14 protein-coding genes are annotated in these 17,276 nt (G+C 68.6%); 5 read left to right on the top strand and 9 right to left on the bottom strand.

Translation table 11 applies throughout. The annotated features are described in order from the left end of the window. The 9 genes from E1J61_RS06210 to E1J61_RS06170 all read right to left on the bottom strand — a co-directional run bounded on the left by E1J61_RS06210 (position 1) and on the right by E1J61_RS06170 (position 10,689). Entirely contained in the window at positions 1 to 1,026 is a 1,026-nt protein-coding gene (locus E1J61_RS06210) for a M14 family zinc carboxypeptidase (protein WP_133093251.1), read from the bottom strand. Then, the gene (locus E1J61_RS06205) at positions 1,023 to 1,928 is read right to left on the bottom strand and encodes a LysR substrate-binding domain-containing protein (protein WP_133093337.1); all 906 of its coding nucleotides are present in this window, start codon (positions 1,926 to 1,928) and stop codon (positions 1,023 to 1,025) included. The genes E1J61_RS06210 and E1J61_RS06205 overlap by 4 nt, the downstream gene beginning before the upstream one ends. A gap of 143 nt (positions 1,929 to 2,071) precedes the next feature. After that, on the bottom strand, positions 2,072 to 4,225 hold the full coding sequence (locus tag E1J61_RS06200) for a phosphocholine-specific phospholipase C (RefSeq protein ID WP_133093250.1): 2,154 nt from the start codon (positions 4,223 to 4,225) through the stop codon (positions 2,072 to 2,074). Between the two features lie 68 nt (positions 4,226 to 4,293). Next, positions 4,294 to 4,482: a hypothetical protein gene (locus E1J61_RS06195; RefSeq protein ID WP_133093249.1), complete on the bottom strand. Its 189-nt coding sequence runs from the start codon at positions 4,480 to 4,482 to the stop codon at positions 4,294 to 4,296. Positions 4,483 to 4,550: 68 nt separating this feature from the next. Next, entirely contained in the window at positions 4,551 to 6,602 is a 2,052-nt protein-coding gene (locus E1J61_RS06190; RefSeq protein ID WP_133093248.1) for a LamG-like jellyroll fold domain-containing protein, read from the bottom strand. Positions 6,603 to 6,844: 242 nt separating this feature from the next. Beyond that, the gene (locus tag E1J61_RS06185) at positions 6,845 to 6,973 is read right to left on the bottom strand and encodes a DUF2474 domain-containing protein (protein WP_133093247.1); all 129 of its coding nucleotides are present in this window, start codon (positions 6,971 to 6,973) and stop codon (positions 6,845 to 6,847) included. Beyond that, a complete protein-coding gene (gene cydB, locus E1J61_RS06180; RefSeq protein ID WP_133093246.1) occupies positions 6,973 to 7,980 on the bottom strand; it encodes a cytochrome d ubiquinol oxidase subunit II in 1,008 nt (335 codons plus the stop codon). The genes E1J61_RS06185 and cydB overlap by 1 nt, the downstream gene beginning before the upstream one ends. A 4-nt stretch (positions 7,981 to 7,984) precedes the next feature. Beyond that, positions 7,985 to 9,418, bottom strand: coding sequence for a cytochrome ubiquinol oxidase subunit I (locus E1J61_RS06175; protein ID WP_133093245.1), 1,434 nt, complete (start codon positions 9,416 to 9,418; stop codon positions 7,985 to 7,987). A gap of 335 nt (positions 9,419 to 9,753) precedes the next feature. After that, a complete protein-coding gene (locus tag E1J61_RS06170; protein ID WP_133093244.1) occupies positions 9,754 to 10,689 on the bottom strand; it encodes a LysR substrate-binding domain-containing protein in 936 nt (311 codons plus the stop codon). Positions 10,690 to 10,832: 143 nt separating this feature from the next. On the opposite strand from E1J61_RS06170, the gene E1J61_RS06165 reads away from it, so the two are divergent. Genes E1J61_RS06165 through E1J61_RS06145 form a run of 5 tightly spaced genes read left to right on the top strand, consistent with a single transcriptional unit; the run spans position 10,833 to position 17,239 of the window. Continuing rightward, the gene (locus tag E1J61_RS06165; protein ID WP_133093243.1) at positions 10,833 to 11,849 is read left to right on the top strand and encodes a tripartite tricarboxylate transporter substrate binding protein; all 1,017 of its coding nucleotides are present in this window, start codon (positions 10,833 to 10,835) and stop codon (positions 11,847 to 11,849) included. A gap of 41 nt (positions 11,850 to 11,890) precedes the next feature. Beyond that, complete coding sequence (locus E1J61_RS06160; RefSeq protein WP_133093242.1) at positions 11,891 to 13,414, top strand: UxaA family hydrolase; 1,524 nt, start codon at positions 11,891 to 11,893, stop codon at positions 13,412 to 13,414. Positions 13,415 to 13,449: 35 nt separating this feature from the next. Then, complete coding sequence (locus E1J61_RS06155) at positions 13,450 to 14,925, top strand: NAD-dependent succinate-semialdehyde dehydrogenase (protein WP_133093241.1); 1,476 nt, start codon at positions 13,450 to 13,452, stop codon at positions 14,923 to 14,925. A gap of 37 nt (positions 14,926 to 14,962) precedes the next feature. Continuing rightward, positions 14,963 to 15,781, top strand: a complete 819-nt coding sequence (gene hpaI, locus E1J61_RS06150; RefSeq protein ID WP_133093240.1) for a 4-hydroxy-2-oxoheptanedioate aldolase — start codon at positions 14,963 to 14,965, stop codon at positions 15,779 to 15,781. A gap of 60 nt (positions 15,782 to 15,841) precedes the next feature. Then, positions 15,842 to 17,239 (top strand): FAD-binding oxidoreductase, encoded by a 1,398-nt coding sequence (locus E1J61_RS06145; RefSeq protein WP_133093336.1) that lies wholly within the window; start codon positions 15,842 to 15,844, stop codon positions 17,237 to 17,239. Positions 17,240 to 17,276 lie beyond the last annotated feature (37 nt).

The raw sequence follows: 17,276 nt of genomic DNA, 5'->3' as shown, positions 1-17,276 counted from the left end.
TCATGGCAACGCTTCTGTCTGCCAGTGCGCGCGCGCCTGCTGCAGCAGTGCCTCGCGCTGCGGCCCGTGCGGCAGCCAGCGTTCCGGCGCAAACGCGACGCGCCCGAGGAAATCGAACAGGCTCACGTGGCGGCGCAGCACGCGCGCGGTGCGGTGCGCCTTGATCGGGTTGAAGATCCCCTCGCGCGAGAACAGCTGGCGCGGGTTTTTCTTGATCCACAGCCACGAGCCCAGCTCCAGCGTCATCGGCAGGAACAGGTTGCCGGCCGGCGTGAGGTCATACGCATGGTCCCACAGGTCGCCATGCAGCAGGTACTGGTGGCTTTGCGGCTCGAAGGTGTAGCCGTGGTGCGGGTGCGCCTGCTCGAACAGGGTCTTGAGCAGGTACATCTCGGGCAGGTGCGCCATCGGCCGGCGCGTGCGCGCGTACGGGAACCAGATGCTGTCGCGCCAGCCGTAGCCGGAGTGGCAGTCCACCGCAAAGCTGAGCGGGCGCGGCAGCAGTTCTTCCTGCACCACGCGCAGCAGCGCGCGGCTCTCCAGCTCCATCGGCCCGCCTTCCGGGCCGCGATACCAGGGCAGCCAGGCGCCAAGGCGCTGCCCGCCGGCCAGGAACGGCACGGGCGCGTCGGCGTCCTGCGGGCCGTTGCGCATCAGGTCGACGCCGTTGGGATTGGCCCGGGTGCCGGCCCACATGCCGCCGGGATTGACGATCGGCATGAACACCAGCCGCACGGCCTGCAGTTCGCGATGCAGCAGTTCGTCCCATGCCAGCCGGCCCAGCACGGAGCGCAGGTAGTCCAGCACCAGCTGCGTGCCGATCCGCTCGAGCCCGTGGATGCCGCCGAAGATGCCGATGGCCGGCGCCTGCGGGTCGCGGCTGCCAAGGGTGGCCACATGCAAGCCGAAGCGGTGGCCCTGCACCACGGCTTCGCCCACCACGCGGCAGTCGAGCACATGGCTGGCGGCGTCGAACAGCGCCAGCAGCTGGTCGTATTCAGGAAAGGCGTCGGCGCGCGCGATCATGCCGCCCGCGGCTCGGCGGCGGCAGCGGCATCGGCCGCGGCATCGGTCGCCGTCAAGCAGGGCAGGAAGGCACCCACCAGACGCGTGCCGCGCCGGCTCTGCAGGCAATACAGGTATTCGTTCAGCACGGGCGCGCCGTGCGCAAACGGCACCACCCGCAGCAGCGGGTCTTGCGGCACTTCGCCCAGCGGCACCACGCTCGCGCCGAGGTTCTGGCGGATCGCTTCGTAGATGGCCTCGCGGCTGCCGATCACGGTATGCCGCGGCAGCTGCTGCGCGCAGGCGGCGAGCGCATCCTCGGTCGCCTTGCGTGTCATCGAGCCATGCTCTCGTACCAGCAGGTGGCAGCCGCGCAGCTGGGCCAGGTCCACCTGCGGCAGGCGCGCCAGCGCATGGTCCGGATGCACCACCAGCACCATCGGCGCCGAGGCCAGGAGGATGCGCGCAAGGCGGTCGTCTTCGACCGGATGCGACGACACGGCCGCGTCGATCCGGTACTCGAACAGTGCTTCCAGCATCTGCTGCGAATTGCCGATGTCCAGGCTCACCTCGATTGCCGGATAGCGCTGCCGGAACGCGGCCACCGCGCGCAGGATGTAGTAGGGACCCGTGGCGCCGAGGCGCAGGCTGCCGAAGCGCAGGTCGCCGGCGTTGCGCAGCAGGTAGTCGGCCTGGCCTTCGTGCTGCATCAGCTGCTCGACCACCGGCATCAGCGCCAGCCCCACGTCGCTCAGGTCAACCCGGCTGGCGCGGCGGTGGAACAGCTCAACGCCATACGATTCTTCGAGCTGGCGGATGCGGCCGGTGACGGTGGGCTGGCTCACGCGCAGCTGTCGGGCCGCCATGGTGATGCTGCCCTGGCGCGCCACTTCGAAAAAGGTCATCAGCAGGTCGCCAAGCATGGTCATCCGCGGTGGTTGGGGGGAGCGCACCGGACAGGTCCGGACGACCGCGCAGTCTAGCGGGGCAATATGACAATACGGCGACGCCCGCCGCGGCGTGGGCCGCGGCGGGGCTGGCGGGCTTGGCATAGGGCAGGCAGGCCTCAGCCGGTCACCCCCATGGCCGGATCCGACACGCTGTCCTTGCCGGTCTCGATACGCCCGGCAAAGCGCCGCGTGAAGCCGCCTTGCGACGCGGTCACGGTGAAGTCGTACCAGTTGCCCTGCAGTCCCACCGGCCAGTGCTGCTGCAGTTGCTTGCCGGCCGGCACTTCGAAACTCCACGGGCCGTCATTGCGGTAGGCATTGGGCCGCACGGTGAAGGTGGTGGCCGCGCTGCCGGTATTGATCAGGTCCAGGTAGACCGCGGCGTTGGCGATGTCATAGCAGACGCGGATCTCGGGCGCGCTGGCGCCCGCTGCGCCGGCCGCGGCAACGTCGCCGACGAAGGCGCGATGGAAGCCGTTCGGACCCAGCACCCACAGGTCGTACTTGCCGGCATCGCTGGCGAATACATCCCAGCTGCCATGCAGTTCCTTGCCCGGCTCGACCATATAGCGGCGCGGCGCGCGGTCCAGGTGCAGGCGGTCATAGACATGGAAGACCGCGGCGGCCGTGCCGGTGTTGGCGAACAGCAGCCGCACCACGCGTTCGCGCGCGTCTTCGCGGGCGCTGACATGCAGCTCGTACGGCAATGCGCGCGACGGACGCGTGCCGCGATCCTGCGGCGGCATCGGCTGGGTGCCGGCCGGGGGCAGCGGCACCTGCGGCAGCACGCCCTGCGCGGTGCGGATGGCATCGGCGCTGGCCTTGTCGCGGTTGGGCAGCGAGGGCAGCGGATTGTCGTTGGGACTGACGAAGTTGAAGGCCGAGACCAGGTCCCCGGCCACCGCGCGGCGGAAGCTGCTGATATTGCTCTCCACGACGCCAAAGCGGGCCTCCAGGAAGCGCAGCACCGACGTGTGGTCGAACACCTGCGAGTTTACCCAGCCGCCGCGGCTCCAGGGCGACACCACATACATCGGCACGCGCGGGCCGGGGCCGTACGGGTGCTTGTCGACGTGGTATTCGGCCGCCAGTTCGCCGGCGGGCAGCGTGGTCGCGCCGGCCAGCGTGTCGCCGTCGTAGGCGGGGGCGCACGGCGGCGGCACGTGGTCGAAGTAGCCGTCGTTCTCGTCGAAGTTGATCAGCAGTACGGTCTTGCTCCACACCGCGGGATTGGCGGTGAGCGCGTTGAGCACCTCCTGCGTGTACCACGCGCCCTGCACCGGGCTGGACGGCCCGGGGTGCTCGGAATAGGTGGCCGGGGCCACGATCCACGACACCTGCGGCAGCGTGCCGGCGGCAACGTCGTCGCGCAGTGCCTGCAGGAAGCCGCCGTCCGGCATGGTATTGGCCACGCCCTTGAGCAGCGGGCTGATGGCGTCGTCGGCACTGGTGTACGGCGGGTAGGGGCTGCCGTTGGCCAGGTTGCCGCGTGCGGCGTTGGCGTCGCGGTATTGCTTGAAGCCCGCGAGCGGGTTGTCGGTAAAGTTGTCCGGCATGTTCTGGTAGACCTTCCAGCTGACGCCGGCTGCGTTCAGCCGCTCAGGGTAGGTGGTCCAGGTGTAGGGCGTGTTCGAGCCGGTGAAGGAGTCGCCGCTGTTGTCGATGACCGGGCCGCCGTGCGTGCCGGCCGGATCGTTGGTGCCGGTCCAGTGGAACAGCCGGTTCGTGTTGGTGCCGCCGTGGAAGCTGCAGTGGTAGGCATCGCACAGCGTAAAGGCATTGGCCAGCGCCATCTGGAAGTCCAGCTCGGCCTCGGTGTAGTAGCCCATCGACTGGGTCTGCTTGTAGGTGGGCCACTTGTTCATGCGGCCCAGGTCCCAGGCGGCCTGCGCATCGGGATAGGAGTGCGGCGTGCCGCTGACGCGCTGCGCATTGCCGGCACTGCTGTCGAGGTGGTAGGGCAGCACGGTGCGCGTGGTGCCGCCGTTGGTATAGGTCTGCTGCCAGACGTTGAGGCCGCCCGCCAGCGGGATCGGGAAGCGGTCGCCGAAGCCGCGTACGCCGCGCAGCGTGCCGAAGTAATTGTCGAAGGAGCGGTTCTCCTGCATCAGGATGACCACGTGCTCGACGTCGCGGATGGTGCCGGTGGCGTTGTTGGCGGGGATTGCCAGCGCGCGGCGGATGGCTGGCGGGAACGCTGCCAGCGCGGCGGTTGCTGCGGCGCTGCCGCCGGCGAGCTTGAGGAAGTTGCGTCTGCTATGCGAATTCATTGGTTCTGGGCCGGATGGGTTCAGGATAGGCGAGGCGGTAGGCGAGGCGGGCGGCTGCCTGCGTCGGCTCAGGGCGCGCAGCGTAGTTGCGGCGTGACCGCGGGCGGCTGGCCGGGTTCGTTGCCGCCGGCGCCCGGGGTGCCGCCGGGCGTGCCACCCGGCGTGCCGGTAGCCGGGCTGTCGCCGGAATCGCCGCCGCAGGCGGCAAGCGCCAGGCACAGCAGCAGCGCGGCCAGCGTGGAAGATCGGAGAGTCATGGTGTCGTGCTCCTGCAGGGATGGGGCGCGCAGCGCCCCGGAAAGTGGTCGGACGCCGGGTCAGCGGTTCAGGGGTTCAGCGTGGACAGCGGCTGGCGCGCGCCGGTGATGGTCTTCAGCTCGTCGAGCGTCAGCACCCGCGTCCACATCGCCAGGTCGTTGAAGCCCATCACGCCCTTGAGCGCGCCGGGGTTGTTGCCCACGTAGTTGTGCGTGGCGTCGTCGTTGACGCCCCAGCCGGTGCCGAGCCCGGCCAGCCTGGTGACATCGGTGTTGGCGATGGCCTTGTTCTCGGTCTTCTGCAGGCCCAGCACCGGGTCGATGGCATAGGCACTGAAGCGCCTGGCCGTGGCATCGACCGACAGCGCCAGGTAGGCCCACTGGTTGGCCGATACCTTCATGCCGTTGATATCGTCGCGCTTGCCGCCGCTGCCGAGGTTGAAGCGGAGTTCGCAGCTGCCGAACAGGCCGATGGCGATGCCCGGGTTGCTGCCCGAGAAGTAATTCTTGTTGGCCAGTACCGGCGCACCGGTGCCGTTGCCCTGGGTGCAGTCGGTGCGGAACCAGAAGCCGATGGTGAATTGCGGGCTCAGCGCGATGTCGGCGCCGTTGTGCACCAGCTTGTAGGCGTCGATATTGGAATCGACCCGCAGCGACTTGCCGGTGAAGTTGTCGTCGGCCAGCGAGCCGCCGTCGGTGCCGGCGACCCACGGGCCAAGCGTGGCGCCGCCCTTGCTGTCGGCAAACGGCTTGCTGTCCATGCTGAAGTACGTGGCCAGGCCATCGCGCAGCGTGGGCGCCAGCGTGACGGGCTTGACGTAGTGGATCTGCGCCAGGTACGACACCGGCACGTCGTTGCGTACCAGCGTGTAGTTGAAGCGGTACAGGCCGGTGGGCATGTCGAAGGCGCTGTCGGTAAACTCGAGCGCCCCGGGCGCCAGCGAAGCCACCACCACGCCGTCGCGCAGCACGCGCGTGGTGCCGAAGGATTCGGTGGGGTTCTGCCAGCTCAGCGTGATGGCGTCGCTGTAGCGGCCGACGCTGGCGCCGATCGCCCGCACGCCGGCAGAGGCCGCCTGCAGCGGTGCGCCGTCGAGCCGGCTGGTGGCGGGGTCGGCGGCCACGCCGGCGTGCGCGAGCATCGTCGGCACGAGATCGGCCTCGGTCGGCAGCGCCGACAGCTCTGCCGCGGTGATGGGCGCAGCGGCGCCGGGCCGGGCCAGCGCGGCGTTCAGCGTCTTGTTGGTGGCGAAGATTGCGGTGCGGTTTTCCACGGTCGGCGCCGTGGTGGTGGCGCCGGTGGCATCGAGGCCGTGGCTGGTGGTGACCAGCACCAGCCAGTCTTCGCCCGGCTGCGCCTGGCGGCGCGCGGCGACGGCGGCCAGCAGCTCGCCCAGCGCCTTGTCGGTGTCGGCGAGGGCGCGCGCATAGGCGCCGCCGCCGAACCCGCCGGTTTCCGCTACGGCAGCCGGGGCGCTGTACTGGGCAAACACCATGCCGTAACCGGATTGCAGCTGGCGCAGCGCGTTCTGCGTGACGCAGCTGTCCACGCCGGCACAGTCAACCAGCGTATCGAGCGCTCCGGTTTCCTGTTCGGCCTTGAGCAGGGCCGGCAATACCGGCGAGCTGATGGTGGCGCCTTGCTGAAGCCCCGGCTTGCCGGCATCGCGAAGGTGGCGGAAGACAGTGGGCGCATGCAGCGGCGTGCCGCCGGTGTCGTCGTCCACGCCGTGGCGGTTGACCCAGGTGCCGGTCAGCACCGTGGCCCAGCTGGGCGCGTCCAGCGTCGGTTGCGCGGTGACGGTGCCCGGCACGCCGCCGGTGGCGGCCGGCACCACGTTCAGCTGCGACAGGTTGGGCAGCTCGCGCCGCAGGATCGCGCCCTGGACCTGCGCATAGGTGGCGCCGTCGATGCCTACCAGCAGCACGCGCGGACCGCCCTGGCCGGCGGGCGCCGGCGCCGTCGTCACGTCGGCCGGCGCGGGCCCGCTCGCCGCGGTGTCATCGCCGCCGCAAGCCGAGAGCGTCGCGGCCATTGCCGCCGCCAGCGCGCCCAGCGCCGCGCGGGCCCGTGCGCGCCCGTTGCCGTGTGCGCTGCGCGCTGCATGCTTTCCTGACATCTGTCATTCCCCTGTCTGTCTGCTGTTCTGCGCCGGCGGCCGGTGCCGCGTGGCGGATTGCGCTTCCCGCAATGCGCTCGCAGAGTAAAAACAGGGGTTGTCACCGCGGTGACAGAGGGCGAAAGAATGCTGATGCGGTTATTCAGATTCTTTCGGGCACTGCAGACAAGGCAGGCGTGACAATGCCGCGCGGGGGCACAGGAAATTCGCGCGGCATCGGGGGCCGGGGAAAAGAAGGGCCGTCAGCTACGGAAGCCGACGCCCTGCATGATGATGCGCAGCACCCAGGCGGCCACCCCCAGCGCCGCCACGCTCGCCAGCCAGATCAGCGCCAGCCAGCCCAGCCGGCGCAGCCACAACGGCGCGGCCATCAGTGATAGCCCTCGCCGTGGCGGACCTTGCCGCGGAACACGTAGTACGCCCACACCGTGTACATCAGGATGAAGGGGATGATGAACAGCGCCCCGACCAGCGCAAAGCCCTGGCTCTGCGGCGGCCCGGCAGCGTCCCAGATCGAGATCCCGGGCGGGATGATATTGGGCCAGACGCTGATCGCCAGGCCGCTGTAGCCCAGGAACACCAGCCCCAGCGCGTACAGGAACGGCGCCATGTTCGGCTCGCGGCGCAGCGCGCGCATCAGCATCAGCATGCACAGCGCCACCAGGATCGGCACCGGCGAGAACCAGAACAGGTTCGGCAGGCTGAACCAGCGCTCGGCGATTTCCGGGTGCGTCAGCGGCGTCCACAGGCTGATCACCGCGATCACCGCCAGCAGCAGCCACGCCAGCGCCCCGGCCAGCCTGATCATGCGCTGCTGCAGGTCGCCCTCTGTCTTCATGATCAGCCAGGTGCTGCCCAGCACCGTGTACGCCACCACCAGCCCGACGCCGCAGAACAGCGGGAAGGGCGCCAGCCAGTCCAGCGGGCCGCCGGCAAAGCGATGGCCTTCCATCCTGATGCCGTCGATGTAGGCGCCCAGCGCCACGCCCTGGAAGAAGCTGGCGGTGGCGGAGCCCAGGATAAAGGATGCGTCCCAGACCGGGCGTTCGCGGTCGTTGGCCTTGAAGCGGAACTCAAACGCCACGCCGCGGAAGATCAGGCCCAGCAGCATCAGCATCAGCGGCAGGTAGAGCGCGCTCAGCACGACCGAGTACGCCAGCGGGAACGCCGCCAGCAGCCCGGCGCCGCCCAGCACCAGCCAGGTTTCATTGCCGTCCCAGACCGGCGCCACCGTGTTCATCATCACGTCGCGGTCATGGCGGTCGGGAACGAACGGAAAGAGCATGCCGATGCCCAGGTCAAAGCCGTCCATCACCACATACATCATCACGCCGAAGAAGATGATGACGATCCAGAGAAGGGAGAGATCGATGCCCATGGTGTCAGCTCCGGGTGCGCACGGCGGGGTTGGGGGCAAGGACTTCGTCGTCGTCCACGGCGGAGAGCGGGCGGGCCGGCGTATGCTCGCGTCCCGGGCCGCCTTCCGGCCTTGGCGCTTCCATCACCGGCCCCTTGCGCACCAGCCGCATCATGTAGGCGATGCCGACGCCGAACACGAAGAAGTACGCGATCACGAAGATCCCCAGCGTCAGCGCCAGTTCGGGCACGCCGTGCGGCGAGACCGCGTCGGCGGTGCGCTGCAGCCCGTAGACCACCCACGGCTGGCGGCCCACCTCGGTGGTGTACCAGCCGGCCAGGATCGCAATCACGCCGGCCGGCCCCATCCATAGCGCCATATGCAGGAAGGCGCGGGCGCGGTACAGCCGTTCGCCCCGGCGCAGCAGCAGGCTCCAGGCGCCCAGCGCGATCATCAGCAGCCCCAGGCCCACCATCACGCGGAAAGACCAGAACAGGATGGTCGAGTTGGGCCGGTCCTCCGGGGCGAATTCCTTCAGTCCCTGGATCTGCCCATCCCAGGTGTGCGTGAGGATCAGGCTGCCCAGGCGCGGCACTTCGACCGCGAAGCGGGTTTCCTCGCGCTGCATGTCGGGCCAGCCGAACAGCAGCAGCGGCAGCCCTTCGTTGCCGTGGTTTTCCCAGTGGCCTTCGAGCGCGGCGATCTTGGCGGGCTGGTGCTTGAGCGTGTTCAGGCCATGCAGGTCGCCGATCACGGCCTGGATCGGCGCGACGATCAGCAGCATCCACATCGCCATCGACAGCATCTTGCGGATGGCCTGGTTGTCGCGGCCGCGCAGCAGGTGCCACGCCGCCGAGGCGCCGACGAACAGCGCCGTGGCCAGGAACGCCGCCACGCTCATATGCAGCAGGCGATAGGGGAAGGACGGGTTGAAGATGACCGCGAACCAGTCGGTGGGGACCACGCGGCCGTCGATGATCTCGAAGCCGGCCGGCGTCTGCATCCAGCTGTTCGACGCCAGGATCCACGTGGCGGAAATCAGCGTGCCCAGCGCCACCATCACGGTGGCAAAGAAATGCAGCCCGGGCCCGACGCGGTTCCAGCCGAACAGCATCACGCCGAGGAAGCCGGCCTCCAGGAAGAAGGCGGTCAGCACTTCATAGATCAGCAACGGCCCGGTGATGCTGCCGGCGAACTCGGAGAAGAAGCTCCAGTTGGTGCCGAACTGGTAAGCCATCACCAGCCCGGAGACGACTCCCATGCCGAAGTTGACGGCGAAGATCTTGGACCAGAAGTGGTAGAGGTCGCGGTAATGCGGGCGCTTGGTGCGCAGCCAGCAGCCTTCCAGCACCGCCAGGTAGGCAGCCAGGCCGATGGTGATCGCGGGAAAGATGATGTGGAAAGAAACGGTAAAGGCAAACTGGATGCGGGCGAGGTCAAGCGCGGTCAAACCAAACATAGTTGTTCTCCGTGGCGCTGGCCTGGCGCACGCCTGCGGACGGCGCGGCGCTGCGGGGGGCAGGCCGGCCAGTCGGCGGGGGCGCGCCGGGGGCGCGGGCCGTAGGCGCGTGCGGTAAGCGTAGTGTACGCCGCGTGCAGCGCGATGGGCAGCATGCCGGGCGAGTGACATTTCGCCGCAGTGGGCGGCGCGGGCACAACCCTGGGCCGACTGCCGGAGATCATCCTACCGATCGGTCCTCAGGAATAACAGCATCACCTCCACGAAAAAATACCGTATCAGTTTTGCGCGGTGCAGCAGGTGCCACTGCGGGTGCCGGCGCTGCTGGCGCGGGGCTAGGCCACTTCCGCGGCGGCCTGGCGCAGGCAGGCGAGCATCTGTTCCGCGCTGAGCGACGGCGCGCGTTCGCGCAGCGTGATGATGCCGACCGGCGGCAGTTCCACCGGCACATCGATCGACAGCACCTGCAGCCTGCCTTCAGCCTGCATGGCCCGCGCCACCGATTGCGCCATGAACCCGGCCGCGCCGCGCTGGCCGACGAAGGTCGCCAGCGCCAGGTAGGACGACGTCTCGATCACGTCCTGCGGCGGATGCAGCCCGTAGCGGTAGAACGCCTGCTCGATCTTCACCCGCAGCGATGCCCACGGCGGCGGCAGCACGCACGGCATCGCGGCCAGGTCGGCCCAGCCGGGGCGGGTCTTGCGCGCGAGCTTGTGGCCGCGCCTGACCACCACCACCATCGGCTCTTCGTACAAGGCCTCGGTCACCAGGTCGGGCGCCGCATAGCCTGGCTCCAGCCGGCCGACGATCAGGTCCAGTTCGCGCAGCCGCAGCTTGGGCAGCAGGTGCGTCAGGTCGCCTTCCTCCACCAGCACGGTGGCACGCGATTGGCGGTCCTTGAGCAGCCCCACCGCGCGCGCCAACAGCACAGGCAGGGCGGCGCCCATCGAGCCCACCAGCACGCGCCCCGACGCGCCGCTCTGCACCGCCGCGATCTCGTCGCGGGTCTGCTCGTACTGCGCCAGCACCGAGCGCGCGAAGCGCACCAGCGACTCGCCGGCGGGCGTGGGCTCGGTGCCGCGCGTCGAGCGCGTAAACAGCGTCAGCCCCAGCATCTTCTCGACTTCGGTCAGCACCCGCGACACCGCGGGCTGGCTCACCGACAGGAATTCCGCGGTGCGCCCGAGATGGCGGAATTCATCCAGCGCCACCAGCAATTGCAGATGGCGCAGCTTGATATTGGAGCGCAGCGCGCGATCGATTTTGACCATGGCCGCAGTCTACCTAACGAAAACGTTATGAAGCAATGCTGGTTTTTGATTGGATTGTTATGTACGGCGGCGACAGAATGCCTGGCATGACGACGCCGGGCCCGCACCGGTCGCCCATAATCAAAACACGGAGACACCCGCAAATGACCCAAGGACTCCCCATCGACCTGAAGCGCCGCAACCTGCTCATCGGCGCCGCCGCCGGCGTTGCTGCCGGTGCTGCCGGCGTGCTGCTGCCGGGCTCGCGCGCGCTGGCCTCCGCGTATCCAGAGCGTCCGATCACCTTTATCTGCCCGTGGCCGGTCGGCGGCACGGCAGACCAGTCGATGCGCGCGCTGTGCCAGGTGGCCGGCGGCATCCTCAAGCAATCGATCGTGGTGGAAAACCGCGCCGGCGCTTCCGGCATGATCGGCACCAAGGCGCTGGCGCGCGCCACGCCGGACGGGTACACCATTGGCCAGATCCCGATTTCGGTCACGCGCTTTGCCCAGCTCGGCATGCTGCAGCTGGACCCGCGCACCGAGCTGACCTACCTGGCGCGAACGTCGGGCCAGACCTTCGGAATCGCGGTGCCGACCAATTCGCGCTACAAGACGCTGCAGGACGTGGTCGCGGCGGCCAAGGCGAACCCGGGCACGGTCACCTATGCGCACGCTGGCATCGGCGGCGCGACTCATGTCGGCATGGAGCAGTTTGCGCTGGCCGCAGGCGTGCAGTTCAATGCGGTCGCCTACAAGGGCGGTGCCGCCGCGCTGCAGGACGTGCTGGCGGGCCAGGTGGAGCTACTGGCCGATTCCAGCTCGTGGGCGCCACATGTGGAAGCCGGCAAGCTGCGCCTGCTGGCGACCTGGGGCGAGCAGCGCGCATCGCGCTTCAAGGACACACCCACGCTGAAGGAACTCGGCTACAACGTGGTGGTGGAAGCGCCCAACGGCATCGGCGCGCCCAAGGGCCTGCCGCCCGCCATCGAAAAGACGCTGCGCGATGCGTTCCGCGCCGCGGTGGCGAGCAATGAATTCAAGCAGGTCGCAGCGCGGCTGGATGCGCCGCTGATGTACCTGGACGGTCCCGACTACAAGAAGTACGTGGCCAGCGTCTATGCGCAGGAAACCGAGCTGATCAAGCGCCTCAAGCTCAAGGAACTGCTGCAGCAAAGCTGAGCGCAGTTGCACCACCAGCCGTCCAACACAGCGAATCCCAAGTGAAGCCCAATCCCGTCATCCGCCTGCACGCCAACGACAACGTGCTGGTCGCCCGGCATGAACTGTCGCTGGGCCAGCAGCTTGTCGATCCCGCAGTGCGCGTGCGCGCGCAGGTGCCGGCCGGCCACAAGATCGCAGTGTGTGCCATTGCCGCCGGCACGCCGGTGCGCAAGTTCGACACCGTGATCGGCGTGGCCGCGCGCGATATCGTGCCCGGCGAGCACGTGCATTCGCACAACCTGACGCTGGTCGATTTCTACCGCGACCCCGCGTTCTGCCAGGACGTGCGGCCGATCGACTACGTGCCCGAGGCGCAGCGCGCCACGTTCAACGGCTTCGTGCGCGCCGATGGCCGCGTGGGCACGCGCAATTTCATCGGCATCCTGTCGTCGGTCAATTGCTCGTCGACGGTGATCCGGCAGATCGCCGCGCATTTCACGCCGGAACGGCTGGCGGCGTATCCCAATGTCGATGGCGTGGTCGCGTTTGCGCAGACCAGCGGCTGCGGCATGTCATCGCCGAGCGAGCATTTCGATGTGCTGCGGCGCACGCTGGCGGGCTATGCGCGCCATCCCAACCTGGCTGGCGTGCTGATCGTCGGGCTGGGCTGCGAGCGCAACCAGGTCACATCGCTGGTTGAATCGCAGGGCCTTGAGCCCGGACCCGCGGTGCACACGCTGGTGATGCAGGACACCGGCGGCACGCGCGCCACCATCGCGGCGGGCATCCGCGCGGTCGAGGCCATGCTGCCCGCAGCCAATGCCGCGGTGCGCCAGCCGGTGCCGGCCAGCCATCTCAAAATCGGCCTGGAGTGCGGCGGCTCGGACGGCTTCTCGGGTATCAGCGCCAACCCGGCGCTGGGCGCGGCCATGGACCTGCTGGTGCGCCATGGCGGCACCGCCATCCTGTCGGAAACGCCGGAGATCCACGGCGTCGAATTCATGCTGACGCGCCGCGCCGTCTCGCCGGAAGTCGGGCAGAAGCTGCTCGACCGGCTGGCCTGGTGGGAGCGCTACACCGCCGGCCAGAACGCGCAGTTCAACGGCGTGGTCGGCCACGGCAACCAGCAGGGCGGCCTGGCCAATATCTTCGAGAAGTCGCTGGGCTCGGCGATGAAGGGCGGCACCACGCCGCTGCAGGCGGTGTACGAGTATGCCGAGCCGATCGACCGGGCCGGCTTTGTCTTCATGGACTCGCCCGGCTATGACCCGGTCGCCGTGACCGGCCAGATTGCCAGCGGCGCCAACCTGATCTGCTTCACCACCGGCCGCGGCTCGATGTTCGGCTCCAAGCCCGCCCCGACGATCAAGCTCGCCTCCAACTCCGCCATGTACCAGCGGCTGGAAGAGGACATGGACATCAACTGCGGGCTGGTGCTCGACGGCGAACTGACCCTGCCCGAGATGGGCGAGCGCATCTTCCAACATATCCTGCGCGCCGCTTCCGGCGAGCCGACCAAGAGCGAGATGCTGGGTTTGGGCGACAACGAGTTCGTACCCTGGCACCTCGGCATCGTCAGCTGATTGCCGGCCGTTTCACCAATCTTTTCGGATTCCCGATGGCCCTGAACCTTGCCGAGCCCGCGCTGCTGCGCACCCAGAACCTGATTGACGACCAATGGCGCGATGCCGGCCTGGGCGCTCGCCTGTCCGTGTCCGATCCCGCCACCGGCGAGACCTTTGCCAGCGTGCCGGACAGCGATGCCGGCGATGCGCGCCTGGCGGTGGACGCGGCCGCCGCCGCATTCCCGGCATGGAGCCGGCGCACCGCGCGCGAGCGTGCGCAGCTGATCAAGCGCTGGCACGCGCTGATCCTGCAGCACCAGGAAGACCTGGCGCGCATCATCTCCACCGAGCAAGGCAAGCCGCTCAAGGAAGCACGCGGCGAAGTGCTGTACGGCGCCTCCTACGTCGAATGGTTCGCCGAGGAAGCGACCCGCATCTGCGGCGACATCGTCGCGGAAGCGGTGCCGGGCCGCAAGCTGCTGGTCCTCAAGGAGCCGGTAGGCGTGGTCGCCGCGATCACGCCGTGGAATTTCCCGCTGGCGATGATCGCCCGCAAGATCGCTCCCGCGCTGGCCGCCGGCTGCACCGTGGTAGCCAAGCCCGCGGAAGACACGCCGCTGACGGCGCTGGCGCTGGCATGGCTGGCACAGCAGGCCGGCATTCCGGCGGGCGTGCTCAACATGGTCAGCGCGTCGCGCGAGCATACGCCCGCCGTGGTCGATGCCTGGCTGGCCGACAGCCGCGTGCGCAAGGTCACCTTCACCGGCTCCACGCCGGTGGGCAAGCACCTGGCGCGCGAATCCGCTGCCACGCTGAAGAAGCTCTCGCTGGAACTCGGCGGCAATGCACCGTTCATTGTGTTCGAGGATGCCGACCTGAATGCCGCGGTCGATGGCCTGATGGCGTCCAAGTTCCGCAACGGCGGCCAGACCTGCGTCTGCCCGAACCGCGTCTATGTCCATGAGGCGGTCCATGACGACTTTGTCGAGCGGCTGGCGCAACGCGTCGACGCGCTCCATGTCGGCCCCGCAACGGAAGACGCCGCGCAGATCGGCCCGATGATCAATGCGCGCGCCGTCGACAAGATCGCCCGCCACGTCGACGACGCCGTCGCCCGCGGCGCGCGCGTGGTCACCGGCGGCAAGCGCGTGCGCACGGAAGACGGTCCGCATTACTACGCGCCGACGGTGCTGGTCGATGCCACGCCGGCAATGGAACTGTCGTGCGAAGAGACCTTCGGCCCGGTCGCACCGATCTTCCGTTTCCGCGACGAAGCCGAAGTGATCCGCGACGCCAACGATACACCGTTCGGGCTGGCCGCATATTTCTATTCCAACGATGTGCGACGCATCTGGCGCGTCGCACAGGCGCTGGAAACCGGCATGGTCGGCATCAACGAAGGCGCGATCGCCGCCGAGGCGGCGCCGTTCGGCGGCGTCAAGGAATCCGGCTACGGCCGCGAAGGCTCGCGCCACGGACTGGACGACTACATGCACACCAAGTACCTTTGCCAGGGCCAGCTCGGCTGAAGCGCCGGGCTCGTCAGATCGAACAGGAACAATCCCCATGCCCGCAGACAATCCCTTCAAGACCGCGCTGGCCGCGCGCCAGCCGCAGATCGGCCTGTGGCTGTCGATGGCCACGCCGTACCTGGCCGAGGTGTCGGCCACCGCCGGCTTTGACTGGCTGCTGATAGATGGCGAGCACGCGCCCAACGACCTGCAGACCACTTTGCAGGCGTTGCAAGCGGTAGGCGCCTATCCGTCGCAGCCGGTGGTGCGCGCCGTGTCCGGCGACGTGGCCCTGATCAAGCAACTGCTCGATATCGGCGCCAAGACGCTGCTGGTGCCGATGGTCGACACCGCCGAGCAGGCGCGCGCGCTGGTCAGCGCCACGCGCTACCCGCCGCAAGGTATCCGTGGCGTCGGCAGCGCGGTGGCGCGGGCTTCGCGCTGGAGTTCGCGCACCGATTACCTCGACGTGGCCGATGACGAAGTCTGCCTGCTGGTGCAGGCCGAGACCGTGACCGCGCTGCAGAACCTGGAAGCCATCTGCGCGGTGGACGGCGTCGACGGCGTCTTTATCGGCCCCGCCGACCTGGCCGCATCGATGGGCCATCGCGGCCGCCCGGGCCATCCCGAAGTGCAGGCCGCGATCGAAGGCGCGATGCGCACCATCATCGCCAGCGGCAAGGCCGCCGGCACGCTGACCTCCGATCCCGCGCTGGCGCGCCGCTACCTCGAACTGGGCTGCACCTTCGTGGCCACCGGCGTCGACGTGCTGGTCTATGCCAACGCCGCACGCAAGCTGGCGGCATCGTTCCGCGAGCAACCGGCCGACGCTGCCGCCCTTGCCGCCGACACCAGGCCCTCTGCCGCGTACTGACCCGCTCCAGGACAACACATGCAAGCCGTTCCCCAGACCCAGGAATCCACGCTGCGCGCAATGGAAGCCATCGTCGGCGCCAACGCCTGCCGCACCGGCGAAGCCGACACCCAGGCCTACGTCACCGACTACCGCGGCATCTACCGCGGCCAGGCGCAGGTGGTGGTGCTGCCGTCGTCGACCGAACAGGTCAGCCAGGTGCTGCAGTGGTGCCATGCCAACCGCGTGCCGGTCGTGCCGCAGGGCGGCAACACCTCGCTGATGGGCGGCGCCGTGCCCGACGACAGCGGCACCGCGGTGGTCGTCAACCTGAGCCGCATGAACCGCGTGCTGGAGGTCGACACCATCAACGACACCATGACCGTGCAGGCCGGCGTCACGCTAAGCGCCACACGCGGCGCGGCCGAAGCGCAAGGGCGCCTGTTCCCGCTGCGCATCGGTTCCGAAGGCTCGTGCCAGATCGGCGGCAACCTGTCGACCAATGCCGGCGGCACCGCGGTGCTGCGCTACGGCAATATGCGCGACCTCGTGCTCGGCATCGAGGCCGTGCTGCCCGACGGGCGCATCTTCTCGTCGCTGCGCGGCCTGCGCAAGGACAACACCGGCTACGACCTCAAGCAATTGTTCATCGGCGCGGAAGGCACGCTCGGCATCATCACCGGCGCGGTGCTCAAGCTAATGCCGCAGCCGCGCAGCACGGCGGTGGCCCTGGTCGCGGTCAAGGACCCGGCCGCCGCGGTGGCGCTGCTCGGCGAAGCCAAGCGCCTCTCCGGCCAGGCCGTCAGCGCCTTCGAGCTGATCTCGCGGCCCGCGCTGGAACTGGTGCTGGAATACCTCGGCAACGTCGCCGCGCCGCTGCAGGACCGCCATGACTGGATGGTGCTGGTCGAACTGACCTCCGGCACCGACGCCGAAAGCCTCAACGCCACGCTGATGGAAATCCTCGAGTCCGGCTTCAGCCAGGGGCTGGTGCTCGACGCCGCCGTTGCCTCCAGCCTGTCCGACATCCAGACCTTCTGGCGCATCCGCGAAGAGATCTCCGACGCGCAGACGCGCACCGGCGGCAGCATCAAGTGCGACGTCTCGGTGCCGCTGTCGCGCATCGCTGCGTTTGTGGAAGAGGCTTCGGCCAGGGTGCTGGAGCTGGTGCCGGATGCGCGCATGGTGATCTACGGGCATATGGGCGACGGCAATGTCCACTTCAACCCGCTGCGACCCAAAGACCAGGCGGCGAAGGATTTCCTGGCGCAGTGGTATGAGCCGGTGTCGACGCTGGTGGATGGCCTGGCTTATGCGGGGAACGGCTCGGTGTCGGCCGAGCATGGCATCGGCGTGGCCAAGCGGGACGACCTGGTGCGGTACAAGTCGCAGGTGGAACTGGAACTGATGTGGCAGGTGAAGCGGGCGCTGGATCCGATGAATCTACTGAATCCGGGGAAGGTGCTGCCGGCGCCCTGAACTGGCACTCCTGGCAGATTCTGGCGATTACGGCCCG

Origin of the sequence: Cupriavidus sp. L7L (assembly GCF_004353535.1) — a bacterium.
Lineage (GTDB): Bacteria > Pseudomonadota > Gammaproteobacteria > Burkholderiales > Burkholderiaceae > Cupriavidus > Cupriavidus oxalaticus_A.
The sequence above is the reverse complement of the archived record's forward strand: the minus strand, read 5'-3'. Positions and strand labels throughout refer to the sequence as shown.